This window comes from Paraflavisolibacter caeni (genome assembly GCF_025628885.1).
GTDB classification, from domain to species: Bacteria; Bacteroidota; Bacteroidia; order Chitinophagales; family Chitinophagaceae; genus Flavisolibacter; species Flavisolibacter caeni.
This window is the reverse complement of sequence record NZ_JAOTIF010000029.1, coordinates 32,200-50,060: the sequence shown is the minus strand read 5'-3', so window position 1 is coordinate 50,060 and position 17,861 is coordinate 32,200. Positions and strand designations below refer to the sequence as shown.

16 protein-coding genes are annotated in these 17,861 nt (G+C 38.1%); 5 read left to right on the top strand and 11 right to left on the bottom strand.

Features of this window, described 5'->3' with window-relative positions; genetic code table 11:
- Positions 1 to 1,121 precede the first annotated feature (1,121 nt).
- On the top strand, positions 1,122 to 3,269 hold the full coding sequence (locus OCK74_RS23815; RefSeq protein ID WP_279299609.1) for a carboxy terminal-processing peptidase: 2,148 nt from the start codon (positions 1,122 to 1,124) through the stop codon (positions 3,267 to 3,269).
- A 79-nt stretch (positions 3,270 to 3,348) separates the two neighbouring features.
- Here the strand turns inward: OCK74_RS23815 and OCK74_RS23810 are convergent, their stop codons facing one another.
- Both OCK74_RS23810 and OCK74_RS23805 read right to left on the bottom strand, forming a co-directional pair.
- The gene (locus OCK74_RS23810) at positions 3,349 to 3,858 is read right to left on the bottom strand and encodes a DinB family protein (RefSeq protein WP_279299608.1); all 510 of its coding nucleotides are present in this window, start codon (positions 3,856 to 3,858) and stop codon (positions 3,349 to 3,351) included.
- A 186-nt stretch (positions 3,859 to 4,044) separates the two neighbouring features.
- The gene (locus OCK74_RS23805) at positions 4,045 to 5,727 is read right to left on the bottom strand and encodes a S8 family peptidase (protein WP_279299607.1); all 1,683 of its coding nucleotides are present in this window, start codon (positions 5,725 to 5,727) and stop codon (positions 4,045 to 4,047) included.
- Positions 5,728 to 5,924: 197 nt separating this feature from the next.
- Here OCK74_RS23805 and OCK74_RS23800 point away from each other — a divergent pair, with 197 nt between their 5' ends.
- The gene (locus OCK74_RS23800; protein ID WP_279299606.1) at positions 5,925 to 6,971 is read left to right on the top strand and encodes a flavin reductase family protein; all 1,047 of its coding nucleotides are present in this window, start codon (positions 5,925 to 5,927) and stop codon (positions 6,969 to 6,971) included.
- Between the two features lie 15 nt (positions 6,972 to 6,986).
- Positions 6,987 to 7,820 (top strand): glycoside hydrolase family 16 protein, encoded by an 834-nt coding sequence (locus OCK74_RS23795; RefSeq protein ID WP_279299605.1) that lies wholly within the window; start codon positions 6,987 to 6,989, stop codon positions 7,818 to 7,820.
- On the opposite strand, the gene ppk1 is transcribed toward OCK74_RS23795, so the two are convergent.
- Positions 7,808 to 9,868, bottom strand: a complete 2,061-nt coding sequence (gene ppk1 / locus OCK74_RS23790) for a polyphosphate kinase 1 (protein ID WP_279299604.1) — start codon at positions 9,866 to 9,868, stop codon at positions 7,808 to 7,810. The genes OCK74_RS23795 and ppk1 overlap by 13 nt on opposite strands.
- Positions 9,869 to 10,112: 244 nt before the next feature.
- On the opposite strand from ppk1, the gene OCK74_RS23785 reads away from it, so the two are divergent.
- Positions 10,113 to 10,721 carry a DUF4142 domain-containing protein gene (locus tag OCK74_RS23785; RefSeq protein ID WP_279299603.1) on the top strand — a complete coding sequence of 203 codons (609 nt, stop codon included), beginning with the start codon at positions 10,113 to 10,115 and terminating at the stop codon, positions 10,719 to 10,721.
- A gap of 129 nt (positions 10,722 to 10,850) precedes the next feature.
- Here OCK74_RS23785 and OCK74_RS23780 read toward each other — a convergent pair whose 3' ends face one another.
- The 6 genes from OCK74_RS23780 to OCK74_RS23755 form a co-directional block, all read right to left on the bottom strand.
- Positions 10,851 to 11,633 (bottom strand): phosphosulfolactate synthase, encoded by a 783-nt coding sequence (locus OCK74_RS23780; protein ID WP_279299602.1) that lies wholly within the window; start codon positions 11,631 to 11,633, stop codon positions 10,851 to 10,853.
- Between the two features lie 22 nt (positions 11,634 to 11,655).
- Entirely contained in the window at positions 11,656 to 12,114 is a 459-nt protein-coding gene (locus tag OCK74_RS23775; RefSeq protein WP_279299601.1) for a TlpA family protein disulfide reductase, read from the bottom strand.
- Positions 12,115 to 12,150: 36 nt separating this feature from the next.
- Positions 12,151 to 12,681: a DUF6691 family protein gene (locus tag OCK74_RS23770; RefSeq protein WP_279299600.1), complete on the bottom strand. Its 531-nt coding sequence runs from the start codon at positions 12,679 to 12,681 to the stop codon at positions 12,151 to 12,153.
- 24 nt (positions 12,682 to 12,705) lie between these two features.
- The gene (locus OCK74_RS23765; protein WP_279299599.1) at positions 12,706 to 13,269 is read right to left on the bottom strand and encodes a YeeE/YedE family protein; all 564 of its coding nucleotides are present in this window, start codon (positions 13,267 to 13,269) and stop codon (positions 12,706 to 12,708) included.
- Between the two features lie 70 nt (positions 13,270 to 13,339).
- The gene (locus tag OCK74_RS23760) at positions 13,340 to 14,755 is read right to left on the bottom strand and encodes an MBL fold metallo-hydrolase (protein ID WP_279299598.1); all 1,416 of its coding nucleotides are present in this window, start codon (positions 14,753 to 14,755) and stop codon (positions 13,340 to 13,342) included.
- 29 nt (positions 14,756 to 14,784) lie between these two features.
- Positions 14,785 to 15,591, bottom strand: coding sequence for a sulfite exporter TauE/SafE family protein (locus OCK74_RS23755; RefSeq protein WP_279299597.1), 807 nt, complete (start codon positions 15,589 to 15,591; stop codon positions 14,785 to 14,787).
- A gap of 233 nt (positions 15,592 to 15,824) precedes the next feature.
- On the opposite strand from OCK74_RS23755, the gene OCK74_RS23750 reads away from it, so the two are divergent.
- Positions 15,825 to 16,040 carry a YtxH domain-containing protein gene (locus OCK74_RS23750; protein ID WP_279299596.1) on the top strand — a complete coding sequence of 72 codons (216 nt, stop codon included), beginning with the start codon at positions 15,825 to 15,827 and terminating at the stop codon, positions 16,038 to 16,040.
- A gap of 75 nt (positions 16,041 to 16,115) precedes the next feature.
- Here OCK74_RS23750 and cysM read toward each other — a convergent pair whose 3' ends face one another.
- Positions 16,116 to 16,991 (bottom strand): cysteine synthase CysM, encoded by an 876-nt coding sequence (gene cysM / locus OCK74_RS23745; RefSeq protein ID WP_279299595.1) that lies wholly within the window; start codon positions 16,989 to 16,991, stop codon positions 16,116 to 16,118.
- Positions 16,992 to 17,026: 35 nt separating this feature from the next.
- Positions 17,027 to 17,842, bottom strand: a complete 816-nt coding sequence (epsC, locus tag OCK74_RS23740) for a serine O-acetyltransferase EpsC (protein ID WP_279299594.1) — start codon at positions 17,840 to 17,842, stop codon at positions 17,027 to 17,029.
- Positions 17,843 to 17,861 lie beyond the last annotated feature (19 nt).

Here is a 17,861-nt window from a genome sequence, read left to right as displayed (position 1 = left end):
CGTCAGTGGCGGACAAGTTTGAATGAGGAATGGGAGTAAGGTAAAGTGAGGGGGGCAAAACTTTGAAAGTGGGGGTTGATTTTGTACCTTTAGACCCAGTTCCCTTGACTCCGTTCAGGGCTTTTTAGGGCGTTCTGCCTTCAGGTTGTTTTCCCCTTATTTATGAGCATTTGCTGCATTTAGATCGAAGCATAGTCGAAAGATGGTCGAAGGATAGTCGAAGGATAGTCGAAGGATAGTCGAAGGATAGTCGAAGGATGATCGAAGTAGCCTCGGCTTAGATACGGCTGATGTACGGCTTAAGTACGGAGTTGGTAAGGAGTAGACAGGGAGTACATATGGAGTTACTATGCAGTAAGTTCTCTATAAATCGGAGGTGGAAACTGTAACTTGCAGCAGCTAACCTGTAAAAATTAAACTGGGAATTAGTGATAAGTAACGAATCGCAATATTTGTGGTGATAATTAATGCGATCAGACAACCGGAAAGATTGGGTTGGAGGTGAAGGGTTATTAATGATGATATTGGGTTATTCGTTTTAATCCGGACTTTCGAGCGCCAGGAAGGGCCAGTCATAAGTAGTTAAAGGAGGGTGGACAAAATATGGAATATTTATTATAAAAAATAAATATGGGTTAAACGTTCAGGAAATTGGATATGCGTGGCGGTAGAAAGGAAATTTCCAGATTGTCGTTTGTAGCTTTCTGTGATTTATCTAATTGGTTTGAAATTTCAATAAAGCATTCGAGGGAACGTATTTTGTTAATTTTTAGAATCTTTGGCAAGGTGCAGAACTTAATTAGGAATTTTCCTTCGATTTGCTTTGTTTTAGGTATAACGTTTGATAATCCATATAATATACAAGTTAACTTCCAACCCAATTATTAAATTATCCTTCCCTTTGATTTGATGGAGATTTGGTTTTGTGAAAAATCGTTAAGAGAAAATCTATGTTTTTAATAAAAAACAAAAACTATAAACATGTTTAATCATTAAATGGTAAAATTTTCGACCAACCGTTCATCAAAAACGTTTGTTAAACAGCCATTACTTATTTTTAAACCTTTTTTTTCTCCTTAAATTTGATATGTATGCCTCAGGCAATCAAATATTTATTTAGTATGAAGAGACTCCCCTTATTGCTGCTAATGCTTGCTGCCGGAATATTTCTGACCTTTAGTTCTATGGGTAAGGACAAAAAAGATCCCCCATCTAAGTATGAAAGAATTTTGCGCAATGTTGGAGAAATGCTGACGCAGGGCCATTTTAGTCCAAAGGATATCAACGATAATTTTTCCAAAGAAGTTTTTAAAAAGTACCTGGAAGAACTTGATCCAGAGAAAAATATTTTAATGCAACAGGATATTCAAATCCTGAAGAGGCATGAAACGAGGATTGATGATGAGATAAAGGGGGCACCCGTTGAATTTTTTATTGAAGCCGGGAAGCTGTTTAACCAACGAATAGAAGAAGCTGCCAAAATTTACAAGGAAATTCTTTCTAAACCCTTTGACTTTACAGTTGATGAATATATTGTCACAGATTCTAAAAAGATTGAATTTCCAGCTAATGATAAGCAGCGTTATGATTCCTGGCGTAAGCGATTAAAATATATGGCGCTTGAACGCTATGTTGAATTGCAAGATCTAAGGGCAAAAAATAAGGGTAAGGATAGTTTTGCTGTAAAGACAGACGCAGATCTTGAGAAAGAAGCAAGAAGTAAGGTTACTAAGATCATGGACCGAACTTTTGAGCGCTATCGCTATAAATTCAATGATGATGACAAGTTCGCCCTGTATGTGAACACTATCACACAAATGATGGATCCATATACAGAGTTCTTCCCTCCGGCTGATAAAAGGTATTTTGATGAGCAGTTGAGTGGAGAATTTTATGGAATTGGTGCTTCTCTACAATATGATGACGGCAATATTAAGATTAACAGCTTACTTACAGGAAGTCCGGCATGGAAGTCAGGACAAATTGAAGTAGGAGATGTTATCATGAAAGTTGCACAGGGCAATGAACCTCCGGTTGAATTGACAGGGTATGTGGTTGAAGATGCGGTAAAACTGATTCGTGGAAAGAAAGGCAGTGAAGTGCGGTTGTCATTAAAAAAGAATGATGGCACTTTAAAAACAGTAACCCTGATCCGCGAAAAGATTGTTCAGGACGAGACTTTTGCCCGTAGTGCAGTTGTGCAACAAGGAACTTCCAAAATTGGATATATTTTCTTACCTGAGTTTTATGCCAACTTTAATGATCCTAATGGCAGCAGGAGCGCAGTAGATGTTGCTAAAGAAGTTATAAAACTGAAGAATGCCAAGGTTGATGGTATTGTCATTGACCTCAGGAATAATGGTGGCGGCTCATTGTATGATGTAGTGCAAATGGCAGGGCTGTTCATTGAAGATGGTCCAATTGTACAGGTAAAAGACCGCGAAAACAAGCCTACTGTGATGCGTGACAAAGATGGATCAGTATTGTATGATGGTCCATTAGCTGTTATGGTGAATGAATTCAGTGCTTCTGCATCAGAAATCTTTGCTGCAGCAATCCAGGATTATGGCAGGGGTGTTATCATTGGCAGTACCAGCACTTATGGTAAAGGAACTGTTCAGCGTTCAATTGGGTTGGATCCAGATAATTTTATGGCTACCAATTCTGAATTAGGTAGCCTGAAGTTGACACTTCAGAAATTTTACCGTATCAATGGAGGGTCTACGCAATTGAAAGGAGTTATTCCGGATATTGTAATTCCTGATCAGTTTGAATATTTACGTTTCCGTGAGAAAGATAATACTAATGCTTTGCCATGGGATGAAGTGAACAAGGCTTCTTATAAGTCATGGAATGCTGGTTACGATTTGCAGGCTATTAAAAACCTGAGCAATAACAGGTTGTCTAATAATGAAACCTTTAAAAAGATCAAATCAAGCACTGAATGGCTGGCTAAACAAAATGACAAAGAATATCCATTGAATATTGATAAGTTCCGTAAGGAACAGCAAAGCCTGAAGACAACTGTACAACAATTGGATACACTTCTTAAATTAAAGGATGAAATGAATGTTTCTTACCTTCCTGAAGATAAGGAGCGTTTCACTGCTGATAAAGACAGAAGCGAACGCTATAATCAGTGGTTAAAGAATCTAAGCAAGGATATTTACCTGGATCAGGCCATGAAGGTAATAGGAGATATTACTACTCAGCAGAACCTGGCAAAAACAGGTGGGGTGAAAAAACAAGAAGGAATGAAGGCATTCTAGATAAGTGCCTTTTTAATTATAGTAAAGGGGGCTGTCTCAAACTTGTGAGACAGCCCCCTTTTTTGTTTGAGATGGTGTATTATAAATATCTTTCTAAAAGAACTTTTTTATGATGACGACAATGGCCGATGATTACAAAACCGATTCCTTCTACATAAATATTTTTGTTATTTGCAGACCCTTCGGCCTGTAACTGTTCTTCATCAAAACTTGCAAATAGCCTAGCTGAAGAATTTTGTACAGCTTCCAGCTCTTCTATCAAATCCTGAGGAGTTCTGCGATCCGCTTTGGAAACTTCAGCATAATGGTTTTCATCAAATCCGGGTAACACCTTTTCATCTTTTCGGGCAAAGGTTAAGGCCCTATAGCAAAAGATGCGTTCTGCATCTATAACATGCTGAATCAGTTCTTTGATGCTCCATTTTCCTTCGGCGTATCTATAATCCCATTTTTCAGCAGGAATTCCTTTTAAGAGGGAGATGATTTCCTGTGAATAATTCTTAAAGGCTGTTTGAAGGTTGTCTTCTGTTACTAGTTGTACGTATGTGTGGTAAGAAGCAGGTACTTTTTGGAGGTTTATTTGTGCCATATGGTTTCATTGAGAAGACGAAAATATAAAACCTATGATTGATCATAAAAAAAAACAGGTTTTAAAAGTTGACAGCGCTAAGTTGATAATACTTAGTTGTAGCAACTTTTAAAACCTGTTATAAAAGTTCAGTTGTAAACGTTTGTCTTTGGGAATATATGAAGAACAAACGTTACTGTTTATTTTTTATTTCATTGCTTTTTGTGCTTTTGGCTGATTGGCTTTAGCAGGTTGTGATTTACCTGAAGAGATGCTATCGGCCAATTTCACGGCTTCAAAGGCATTAAGGATACCACCTGTTACACTGAGATCTGACAAAGAAACAGATTCGTCGGAACCAGGACTTACAACTTTCAAGTCAGTCTTTACTGCACTGTTTTCAATTACAGATTTCACCTGCTGAGGTGTCAAATTAGGATAATACGAAAGGATCAATGCTGCCACACCAGCCACTACCGGAGATGCCATACTGGTTCCCTGAGCATCACCATAAGTATTGCCGCCAGGAATTGAAGAATAGATTTTCACGCCTGGGGCGAACACATCCACTTCTTTTTTACCATAGTTGGAAAAACTTGCCACTAAGCCACCTGCTTTTGGGTCGCCACTTGCGCCAACAGTAATCCAGTTTGCTGCCTTTCCAGACTCATCTTTAAAAAGAGGATTGGGATAGTTTTCTACTGAATCAACATTTGCAGCGTCATTGCCAGCAGCATGTACCAATAATACGCCTTTGCTGGCTGCGTATTTAACAGCATCATCTACCCATTGTTTTTCGGGAGAAAAGCCTTTACCAAAGCTCATGTTGATCACTTTTGCACCATTGTCGACTGCATAACGGATTGCGAGTGCAACATCCTTGTCATGCTCATCACCATCAGGGACCGCACGAACAGCCATAATTTTTACATTATTAGCAATGCCATCGATTCCTTTTCCATTGTTGCGAGCAGCAGCGATGATTCCGGATACGTGGGTACCATGGAATGGAGTATTTGCCATTACATCGTTATTGCCATAATAGCGGTCATTGAAATCGTCGTAATTGTCTTTTACGATTTCGCCCCTATAATCTTTTGGAGCCTTATCGGCAGCTTCGGCCTTTTTTTCTTCACTGTCGAGGTAGTTTTTAAAATCATCCATTAATGCCGTATTGGTCATATCCATAACATTATTGGAAGTAAAGAAAATGAGCAAGGATGTTTTTGCCTTTTTTTGCTCATCAGTGGTTGGGGTGAAGGCCTCCAGGTCTCTTCCTGAGTAAGTTGGTTTTCCGATGGCCTTTTGAAGAATGGTATCATTCTTAACAGCAGCCTGAAAAGTTCTTTTCAAGATCAGGAGTTCCAATCCACTTTCTTTGCCACCTCCGGTAACTTGCTTTTCAGCTTTTTTCCACATTTTATAGGTGTAAAGGTCTTCCTTGCTTAAAGAAGCCGTATCAGAAACGTTTTCAAATTTAGCTTTGAACTTGTGGTAAACACGGGCCGCTTCATATGAATCTTCTTTCACATTGCGACCATCTTTACCGCCTATAAAATTCCAGCCATGAACATCATCCACATAACCGTTCTTGTCATCATCCTTGCCATTGCCAGGAATTTCTTTTGGATTGGTCCATAAAACAGGTTTCAAATCTTCGTGCAAAGTATCTATACCAGAGTCAATAACTGCTACAATAACAGTATTGCTTTTTTTATTTTTAAGGAAATCGTAAGCTTTATCAAGGCTAATGCCGTATAAGCCATCGCTGTTCAAATCTTTCAAGTGCCAACCTTTTGGTACTTCATTCACTGATGTCTGAGCTGATGAAGCCAACCAAAAACCAATAGCTAAGGATGCTAATACAGACTTTTTCGTTTGAAATATCATTTTTAATTATTTAATACTTACAAAGATGGTAAGGATGTAAAAATAATAGTTACCGCTCATAGAAATTTGTGAAAAAGGATGTGGTAGTGTTGGAATGTTGTTAGATTTTCCTTACAATGCTACCAAGCTACTTTTTCATTGAGCAAGAAGTAACCATGCGGCATGTTTTTGGAATCAATTATGCAACTTGAATATTCATGGAAATCCCATCAGATTTATATAAAAAGCTGATTATTAAAGAAATTCGGCAGGAGAGGAGAGATTTTAAGGATCTTATTTTTGAAGAAAGTTCACCGATTTCCTATAAAGCAGGTCAATATTTGACTTTTGTTGATTTTGTATATGGTGAGGAAGTGAGGCGTTCTTATTCAATTATTTCTTCCCCAGAGTGGAACGAGCCTTTAGGAGTAGGTGTAAAGAGAATGGAAAATGGGTATTTCTCAAGGAAATTGGTTGATCATGCTCAAATTGGCGACCAGGTTATTACGACCGGTGCGGGAGGACTGTTTACCTTGCCTGACGAAATTCAACCTTTTAAACAAATATTTTTTTTTGCAGCGGGAAGTGGTATCACCCCCATTTTTTCATTAATTAAATCTGCATTATTTCTATTTCCAGCTATCAAGCTTACCTTAATTTACAGTAATCCATCTCCTGAGCAAACAATCTATAAAAAGGAAATTATACAGATTGCAGAAAGATTTGCTCAACAATTTCATGTAGAGTTTTTATACAGCAATTCCAGAAACTTACAAAAAGCAAGGCTTTATCCAGAGCTCCTGATGCAGTTAGTGCAAAGCTTTTCGATTTCAGATAAAGAGAACATCCTGTTTTATGTATGTGGCCCCGAAAGTTATATGCGCATGATCATTTTTACCTTACAAAGAGAAAGAGTGCCTTCTATAAATATTAAGAAAGAACATTTTCTTGTGTATCAGAAGGCGACACCAACGGCGGAGCCTCCTGACAAAGAACAACATTTTGTAACTATACATTTTAGCGGTAAAACTTATCATTATCCGGTGCAATATCCCCAGACTATTTTAAGTGCAGCTAAAAGGGAAGGTATTTTATTGCCTTATAGTTGTGAAGTTGGCAGATGTGGGAACTGCTTAGCAAAATGCAAGGAAGGTACCGTATGGATGTCGTATAATGAAGTACTTACAGATAATGACTTGAATAAGGGAATGACTCTGACCTGTGTAGGTTATCCTGTTGGGGGAGATGTTACTCTAACAATTTAATTTAAATTGCCATTCATGAAATTTCACCACGTATTATTTAGTTTGTCAGCACTAATATTATTCTATTCAGAAAGCAAAGCTCAGCAAAAACTTGTTTGGTCAGACGAATTCAATTATTCCGGGTTGCCAGATAGCACAAAGTGGGGTTATGACGAAGGAAGTCATGGTTGGGGCAATAATGAGCTTCAATATTATACTGTAAATCGCAAGGAAAATGCAAGGGTAGAGAATGGCCATTTAATCATTGAAGCCAGAAAAGAAAAGTTTGGTAAGGCGAATTATACTTCTGCCCGTTTAGTAACGAAGGGAAAAGGAGACTGGAAATATGGCCGGGTAGAAGTAAAAGCAAAATTGCCAAAGGGAAAAGGCATGTGGCCGGCCATATGGATGTTGCCCACTCAATGGGTTTATGGTGGTTGGCCCAATAGCGGAGAGATCGACATTATGGAAAATGTTGGATATATGCCTGATTCTGTTTTTGGGAGTGTACATACCAAATCGTTTAACCATATACTTGGCACACAGACAACAAAGGGACTATGGCTTAATGATCTTTCTTCAGCCTTTCATATTTATGCAATAGATTGGGATGAGCAAAAGGTTGATTTTTTTGTTGATGATCAAAAATATCTAACCTTTTATAACAACAAAACCGGAAAGGATGCGTGGCCCTTTGACCAATCCTTTCATCTATTACTTAATATAGCAGTTGGTGGTAATTGGGGAGGCAAATATGGCGTAGATGACGCCATATTTCCACAAAAGATGGAAGTTGATTATGTAAGGGTTTATGCACCGGCGCCAGTCCCGGCCACTAAAGGGAGCCTCAGCCTAGGCTATAGGTTCTGATGGTTTTTATTGGTAAGGAAATTATAGATTTCTTCCTGGGAACGGACGGAAGTGCTGTCAGGAAAAAGTTCATTGTTGCGTAGAGCGTCATCGATTAGAACGGCCTGGGTGTTGTCTTGTAATTGGATGTTGATAATTTTTATTAGTTCTTGTTTGATCGCTTCATCGTATATAGGAAAACAAACTTCTATACGGCGGTAGATATTACGATTCATCCAGTCTGCAGAGCCGAGATATACATCTTCTTTTCCATTATTGTGAAATATAAAGACTCTTCCATGCTCCAGATACCTATCAACAATGCGTCTAACCGTTATATTCTCACTCATACCTGAAATGCCCGGGATCAGACAACATATACTACGAACAAGCAGGAATATTTTAACACCGGCATTTGATGCATCATACAGTTTTGAGATAAGTACTTTTTCTTCCAAGTTATTCAGCTTGATGATTATTTTAGCAGGCCTACCATTCTTTGCATTTTCTATTTCATTGTCAATTAAGTCTATAAATCGTTGTATCAAGTTGAACTGTCCTACCAGTAAAAAGTTGAAAGGAATGAACCTGTCTTTGGTTGGTTTTTCTCTTTTGCTTAAAAAATGGAATAACATTTCCGCTTCCTGTAAGAGTGCGCTATTTGAAGTTAGCAATATGTGGTCTGTATAGTATCTTGCTGTACTTTCATTGAAGTTGCCAGTAGCTAATAAGCCAAAAAATTTCACCATTTCATTTTTCCGCATCTTGACTAAGGCAATCTTAGCATGCACTTTCAGAGTTGGTATACTGTAAATGATTTTGATACCAGCCTCTTTCATCTTTTTAGACCATTTGAGATTGTTAGCTTCATCAAACCGCGCTTTCAACTCAACAAATACAGAAACTTTTTTGCCATTCTTTGCAGCACTAATTAACGCATTAGCTATGCGGGAATCAGATGCAACACGGTAAAGGGTAACTGCGATTTCCTCAACAGACTCATCGATTGATGCTTCATTAAAAAATCTAAGGACGGGGTTGTATGAATGAAAAGGCGTATGAATTATGATATCCTTTTTCAACAATTGCAGCAATAAAGACTCTTTTACATGAGCACTGCAAAGTGAAATTGGATGCATTTTGGGATATGAAAAATGTGAAGCTTTTATTGGTAAAAACAAAAGGTCTTTCAAATTGTGATAACGCCCCCCTCTAACCATTATTGCATTGGGTATACGCATTACAGATACTGCAGTGTTGACAAATTTCATAGGAGATACTGGTTCATACAGAAAGCGAGTAGCCAACCCAAAGTCTCTTTTCTGGATCTGTTTTTCAATCTTATCAGCAATATCTCCAGAAAATTCATCATCAATATTTAATTCAGCATCCCTGGTAATTTTTAAATTAAAACAAGCTTTAACCGTGTAGTCTTTCAGAACTTCTCCAATGTTCTCTTTAATTATATCTTCAATAAAAACAATATATTCCACTTGTCTCACCTTCACAGAATAAAAACGAGGTAAATCGCTAGAAGGCACATTCACAATAATAAATTCTTCTCCATTCTTTCCTTCTACAATGATAGCCAGATACAATTTATTATTTTCCGGAAAAAAGTTCTGCCCAGATCGAGATGCATTTACTATCTGTAAGAAAGCAAGTATTTCGGAGAAGAAATATTCAGTTGTCTGAGGTTTTATTTCATCAGGAATTGGTTCATCGTATAGAAGGTAAAAACCTGTTTCTTTTAATGATGGAATTAATTGTTGCGTAAGGACTTTCCCAAAAAAGTCGAGTTGTAGTTGAACAACACCTTTGACCTGGAATTCGATATCGGGATAATGTCGTTTTACAGACTTTTGAATATTGTCTTTCTTGTGCAGCTTATGTAAAGCCATCAATGCAGGCATTCTGATCCTGTAAAACTCATCCAGATTAGAGGAATAGATGGAAAGAAACTTGATTCTTTCCATTATGGGAACATTGGTTTTGGAAGCTTCCAAGAGCACACGTTCATTAAAGGACAACCAACTTATATCGCGATTAAAGAATGAATACTTACTCATAAAAGGGTGATCATGCAATTTATATAAAGTTTAGGAGTAATAAACGACTAGTGATGAGTTTAGAATGAGAGCCAAGGTTATTATGTTGAAGAATTAAAAGTTTAAAACAACAAAAATCAATTGGAGCTATGGAATTGATGTGTAAATATGAGAAATTGTATGGATGGGCAAAGCTTCAAAATAAAGTGTTATTTGGATTAATGGCATAAAATTTTCCTTAATAAGCATGTTAAATCATTAAACTATGAAAAAGTATGTTTTTCCATTAATGTTGCTGGGTACAACCGTTGTTATGTCTTGTGGTAATGGTGGCAATAAGGAGTCTGAAACAGATACTACTACCACTGTAACTACTACCGACACATCCACTTTAGCAGATAATACAGTTACTACGGGAACTACTTATAGTTCAACGCCATTAATAGGTGCGGACACCACTTTTGTTAAAGAAGCTGCCAGTGGAAGTTTGATGGAAATTGAATCAGGCAAGCTGGCTCAGCAGATTGCAATAAATCCAAGAGTTAAAAGTCTTGGAGAAATGATGGTACGTGATCACTCTAAGTTATATGATGAGTTGAAAAGTCTTGCATCAGCAAAAAACTTGATGCTTTCCGATTCGCTAAGCAAAAAAAGTAAAGATCATTTAGAAGCGATGCGTAAGATGACTGGAAAAGATTTTGATAAACATTATCCAGAAATGATGGTCAAGGATCATACAGAAGATGTGAGGAAGTTTGAAAAAGCTTCTAATAGTGCCAACGATAGTGATTTGAAAGGATGGGTTGATAAAACGCTGCCTGTTCTTAAGGTGCACCTTGATTCAGCAAAGGCAATTAATCAATCGAAGATGTAAGTGCTGTGAGCGAAACAGATTTGTGAAGTCGAATTCTGCTCGTTTATGCTCATAAAAAATGACGGTTAATTTATTGACCGTCATTTTTTTTCTTATTGAAAATTCTATAATTTATTCAGTAAGAACTATTTAGTAGTTGAATAAGTCTTTATCTAAGAAGAGTTCGAAACTGTCACTGCGCAGTCCTATTCGCATGGTTTCGAGGGGAATTACTTCGGAAGGTGCAATATTTCCGAGATTGGCATTGCAGCCAAGAAGTTTTATAAAGAACAATTGCTGGTCTTTGCCTGGGGCTTCCCAGATGATCTTTTCTGCAGGGATTTTGGTCAAAATTTCTTCTACAAGACCTTCGCGTACTTCGCCTGAGTTTCTATATAAACCTACTGTTCCAGTTTCTTTTGCTTCCGCTATGACGTATGATGAACCTGCGTCCAGTTCGGCTTGCATCAATTGGATCCATTTATAAGGTGGTGTGATGTGTACTTTATCTTTATCTTCTGAACCGATCTCACTAATCACAGTTCCGATTTTACAAAACTGACGGATGAAATCACATTTTTGTTCATGCGAAATTTTTATAGCACCGTCGGAGACTTCAATCAACGAAATATTATAATCTTCAATCAATTTCATGTAATCATTAAACTGGTTGCGTATTACAAAGGCTTCAAATAAAAGTCCTCCGAAGAAAACAGGAATGTTGTATGATTGATAGAGCTGAATCTTTTCTTTTAAAAATGGAGTAACCATCGCAGTTCCAAATGCCAGTTTTGCCATGTCGATATAAGGAGCTGAGATAGATAATACAGATTCCGTTTCTGCTATGCTTAACCCTTTATCACTAATAATTGTAAGTCCTGTTGTTCTTGGTTGCGTGGTTCGTGATGGTATATCGTTCAATGTAAAGTTCATACTATAAAAATAAGGAAAGAATTTATTGTAGTAATTTCCTGTATTTAGCAGTATTATAGTTATCACTTCCGTCGATTCGGTGGGTCAACTTGCCTTTTTCGTTAAAGATAAATGTTGTTGGTATTGACCGTACATTAAATAAAGGAGGCAAATTTTCTCCCGGATAATATATCGGGAGGTTCAACTTTTGCATCTGTTTGTATTTTATCGCTCTATCGAATGTATTGTCCAGTGATATCATCACAAAAGCAACTTTACTAGTGTCTACAGATTGTGCAAGTTGTTCTATAGAAGGCATTTCACTTCTGCATGGAGAACACCATGTAGCCCAAAAGTTTACAAATATTTTTTTCCCTTTGAAGTTTTGTAAGTTGATATTGTTCCCGTTGATATCCTGGATTATGAATAAAGGCAGTTCAGCAGGTGGTTTGGCTGGCTTTGAAAAGGTTAGTAAAAATAAAAGAATGATTTGCAGAATCATTATAATATATATTTAAATGGATTGGAAAATTATGCATCAATGTGGTAACTTCTCTCTAAAATAACCATATGTCCAAGTTCCGGCAATTGCACTTAGAAGAACGACAATGGCTACTAATGCGCCTGTACCAATTTGCGCAAAAATAGGTCCCGGGCATGCCCCGGTCATTGCCCAACCGAAACCAAAGATCAGGCCTCCAATAATTTGTCCTTTATTAAATTTTTTGGGGTGGAACTCTATTTCTTCGCCATAAATAGTCTTGATATTGAACTTTTTTATGAGCCAAACTGAAATCATAGCAATTATTACAGCAGTTCCAATAATACCATACATATGAAAACTTTGCAAGCGGAACATTTCCTGTATGCGGAACCATGAGATTACCTCAGCTTTCGTAAATGTAATACCGAAAATGATACCCACTAAAGCATATTTTATATTGTGGTACCATTTGTGTTGTATATGTGAATCATTTATGCATAAAGTATCCAATGACCTTACTTCATAATCAGTATCTGTCATTAAAATGCTTCTATTTTTATCTTTTTCAATGATAGTTGTTTCCATCTAATACGTTTTTCAATTTGACAATTACAATTTCATAATAATGGGTAAAAGTAGATTGGCCATTATAAAACCGCCCACCATAAAACTAATGGTAGCAATGAGTGAGGGTTTTTGCAGGTTGCTTAATCCCATGATAGAGTGGCCACTTGTACATCCGCCAGCATAGCGAGCACCAAAGCCAACCAGGAAACCACCACCTACCAAGAGTATGAGGCCGCGCAAGGAGAGGAGACTTTTGAAATTATAAATTTCAGAAGGCAATAATTTACTATAATCATTGATGCCATAATCTTTCAATTCCTCTACCAGCTTTGGATTCACCTGAATTGGGGCTGGATTAGATAAAAAATGTGAAGCTATGAATGCCCCAATTATAATTCCTCCAACAAAGAACAAATTCCACACTTCTTTTTTCCAATCATATTTAAAAAATTTGATATTAGCAGGCAAGCATGCTGCACATGCATGTCGGAAATTGGCTGAAATTCCAAAATGCTTGTTTCCCAATATAAGCAGTGCAGGGACTGTTAAGCCGACAATTGCTCCAGCGACATACCACGGCCAGGGCTGTTTCAATAGCTCAATCATTATTTTTTATTTTGATTTTTGTTTTATTCAGATGTTAAAATGAAGTTTATTCAATTTATCAGGATTCATTTTATTTTAAAGTTGAAGGAAATACATGATCTGTTATTGGTATGTATTTTACTTCTTTAATTGCTTTAAGACCTCCTTTTATGTCAATGATGTTATTAAAGCCCCTTGCTCTCATGATGGAAGTAAAGATCATAGAACGATAACCACCTGCGCAGTGTGCGTAGTAAGTTTTTGTACTGTCGATACGAGACATGTTTTCATTGATATAGTCCAACGGAAGATTTTCAGCATTTTTGATATGTTCGCTTTTATATTCGGCTTCCCTTCTGACATCGAGGATGTTCACATTGCCTTGTTTCATTTGCTGGGCTAATTCTTCAGGGGTTATAGATGTAATTGTATCCACTTCTTTACCAGCTATTTTCCATGCTTCGAAGCCTCCTTTCAAATAACCGATGGTATTATCAAAGCCAACGCGGGCAAGCCTAATGATTACCTCATGTTCTCTACCGGTTTCATCTACAATCAGAATCGGTTGTTTGATATCCGGAATCATTGCGCCAACCCAAGGTGCAAAGGAGCCATCGATACCTATATTGATAGAGTTTGGAATAAATCCCCTGGCAAACTTTTGGGCATCACGCGTATCAAGAATCAAAGCACCAGTTTCATTTGCAGCTGTTTCAAAAGCATCCGGAGATAATGCGTGTTCTCCTCTTTTCAATACCTGATCTATACTTTCATAGCCTTGCTTATTCATCATAACATTTATTGGAAAATATGTAGGAGGTGGGGTAAGACCGGAAAGCACTTCTTTCACGAACTCTTCTTTAGTCATGTTGGGTCTTAAAGCATAATTAGTTTGTTTTTGGTGCCCTAAGGTGTCTGTGGTTTCATTACTCATGTTCTTTCCACAGGCACTGCCGGCTCCATGTGCTGGATAAACAATTATATCATCGGACAGAGGCATAATTTGATTTCGTAGAGAATCGTATAGTGTTGCGGCCAGCTCTTCCTGGGTCATGTGGGCAGCTTTTTGGGCCAAGTCCGGGCGGCCAACATCACCTATGAACAAAGTGTCTCCGCTAAATAATCCTACGTCTTTCCCTTTTTCATCTTTGAGCAGATAGCATACACTTTCCATGGTATGTCCAGGGGTATGTAATACCTTAAAAGTAACGGTGCCCAGCTTAAATTCTTCACCATCTTTTGCAATGTGCGCGGCAAACGAAGGAGCTGCAGAAGGGCCATACACTATGGTTGCCCCGGTCTTTTTAGCTAAGTCAATGTGTCCACTCACAAAGTCTGCATGAAAATGTGTTTCAAATACATACTTGATCTTTGCATTGTTACGTTTTGCTTTTTGAACGTAAGGCTCTACTTCACGCAGGGGATCAATGACAACTGCTTCACCTTCGCTTTCGATGTAGTAAGCGCCTTGAGCAAGGCATCCTGTATAGATTTGTTCAATTTTCATATTTACGCTATTAATCGTTGTAAAAGTATTTATATATGCTGAAAGAAGATTTCTTTAATAATTATATATATGCCCATTATAAGAACAAACCAGCCAAAGACAAATTCCAATTTTTTTGAAGATACTTTATGACTTAGCCAGTTGCCAATAAAAATTCCAATTATGGCCAGAAAGGTTACTGAAATCAATAATATCCAATCCATCTGGTAATTAGATAAATCTCCAATAAATCCAATCAGAGACTTTGCAGCAATGATTAGCAGGGATGTGCCAATGGCTTGTTTCATAGGAAGGTTGCTTAAGAGCACTAAGGCAGGAATGATCAGGAAGCCGCCACCCGCTCCAACAAGGCCGGTCACCATTCCAACGACGATACCCTCAACCATTATTACAGGCACATTAAATTTTTGAACTTCAACTTTTTTTTCTTCAATATTATCTTTTTTATTTCTGATCATTGAAACTGATGCTGTAACCATGAGGATCGCGAATAACAGCATCATTAAAATGTTTTTAGTAATCAGAAATCCACCAAGAGAGATCAACTCTTCAGGGATCATAGGGACAATGTATTTACGAGTCGCAAAAACAGCAGCTATTGAAGGTGCTCCAAAGATCAGAGCCGTTTTTAGATTGACTAGTCCTTTCTTGTATTTTGGTAAGGCACCAACCAGACTTGTACTACCAACAATGAATAAAGAGTATGCAGTTGCCATAACGGGGCTAATACGAAAGAGGTAGACTAACACAGGCACTGTTAAAATGGAACCACCGCCGCCAATAAGTCCGAGCGAGATCCCGATGGCCAATGATGCTATATAGCCAATGAAATGCATTAGGTTATTCGTTTCTGCAAAAGTCGATTTATTTAATTTTTTAGTACGTGATGAAAGTCACGTAGGTGAAATGCGTAGTTTCTGTTATATATTGTAAGAGAACTCTGTTTTAATAGGGAGTTACAAAGTAATGACGGTAATCAGTAAGAAGAGTGAGTGATATTCTTGTTCTATAACTAGCTGAAGGATACTTTAGAGTAAGTATGATTTCATTCACTTCAAAAACTGCTGTTATGAAAGACGTAAACAAAGTATTAATAGCTGCTGCCATTGGCCTTGTTGCTGGTAGCGTTTTAGGTATTTTAATGGCGCCTGAAAAAGGTTCAGGATTAAGGAAGAAACTTGTTTCGAGGGCTAAAGAAATATCTGCAGATATCTTTGAGGATGCCAAAGAACGCCTAACTTGTTTGCAAGAAGAAAAGTCAAAGCAACCTGTATCTGTGAACTGAAGAATATAAAATAAAAAGTGGGCGTGTATTAAACGTCAAACAAATTGGTTTCAGTTTGACGTTTTTTATTTGTTATCAGCCCTGGAATAGGTTGCTACTGACATACCTGTCGCCCCGGTCACATACGATGAAAACTATGAGGCCTGAGGAAATTTCCTTTGCCAGTCTAATAGCGGCTGATGCGGCACCGCCACTGCTCATTCCAGCGAATATGCCTTCAGCATAAGCCATTTTTCTTGTCATTTCAGTGGCTTCGGCCTGAGACACATCAATAATTTTGTCGACCCGTTTGGGATTATAAATTTTTGGCAGGTATTCTTTCGGCCATCTCCTTATTCCTGGTATTGATGAATCTTCAGTTGGTTGGCAACCCACTATTTGAATATTGGGGTTCTTTTCTTTAAGAAACATTGAAGCGCCCATAATTGTGCCTGTTGTACCCATTGCGCTTACAAAGTGGGTAATTTCTCCATTTGTATCTTTCCAAATCTCGGGGCCGGTTGTTTTAAAGTGAGCCAGATAATTATCGTTATTGGAGAACTGGTTTAAGATGAAGTATTCACCTGTGGCAGCTTTCTCTTCTGCATAGTCGCGGCATACCTCAATCGAATCCATCAAGGTAACTTTTGCACCAAAGGCCTGCATTGTCAATAACCGTTCACGGGTAGAGGTTGAGGGCAGGGCGAGTTCTATTTCCAAATCAAACAGTCGTGCTATCAACGCTAGCGCTATACCAGTATTGCCGCTAGTGGCTTCAATAAGCTTGGTTCCAGGACCTATATCACCCCTTTCCCAAGCGCTCTTAATCATATTCAAAGCGGGCCGGTCTTTTACACTGCCCCCTGGGTTATTTCCTTCCAATTTTGCAAATATCCTAACTGCCGGGTTGGGGCTCAGCTTTTGGAATTCTACCATCGGAGTATTGCCTACCAAATCTAGTATTGTTGCCATGATTATGAAGATTGTAAATGGTCAATGGTGAATGATCAGTCAAATAAAATCTTTCCTTCTACAATAGTAATTTCAGAATTGTGGTATACCATTGAACCGGGGGGCACACTTTTCGTTAGCCAAACGTTGCCTCCAACCACACTGTGATGGCCAATTACTGTTTTTCCTCCCAATATTGTAGCATTGGAATAAATAATGACGTGGTCTTCCACTGTAGGATGGCGTTTTGTAAATGCCAAGCTTTTGTCTACACTCAATGCCCCAAGCGTAACTCCTTGAAACAGTTTAACATGTTTACCAATTTTGGTTGTTTCCCCGATCACAATGCCGGTGCCATGGTCAATGTGAAAGTATTCTCCAATTTCCGCTCCCGGGTGAATATCGATTCCTGTTTTAGAATGAGCCCATTCGGTAAGGATGCGAGGTATGAGTGGTACATCAAGTTTTTGAAGGGCGTGTGCCATGCGGTAGAAAGAAAGTGCATAAAATGCAGGGTAGGCTCTAATGACCTCAAATTCACTTCTTGCAGCCGGATCGCCGTTCAAGGTTGCGTTTATGTCTGTATTCAGGATTTTGCAAATGCGCGGCAGTTCTTCGAAGAAAGCTTCTGCGATGTGTTTTTTGTCTTGCTCTTTGCAAGCACTGGTAGCGTTCAGGATGGTGCCGAGGTCATCTTTTAATTTTTGCCATTCGCTTTCCATTTCCTCTACAGAAAAGAAGCGATTCATGGAAACTTCAGGGAACAGCAAGCTGATCACCTGCAAAGCCCATGTAGCAATATCTTCGTTTGAAGGCGTGGCCTCTATTTGTTTTTGTTTATCGAAAATATGTAGTAGAAATTTTTTTTCCATCGTTCTTTTTGCTTTTGAC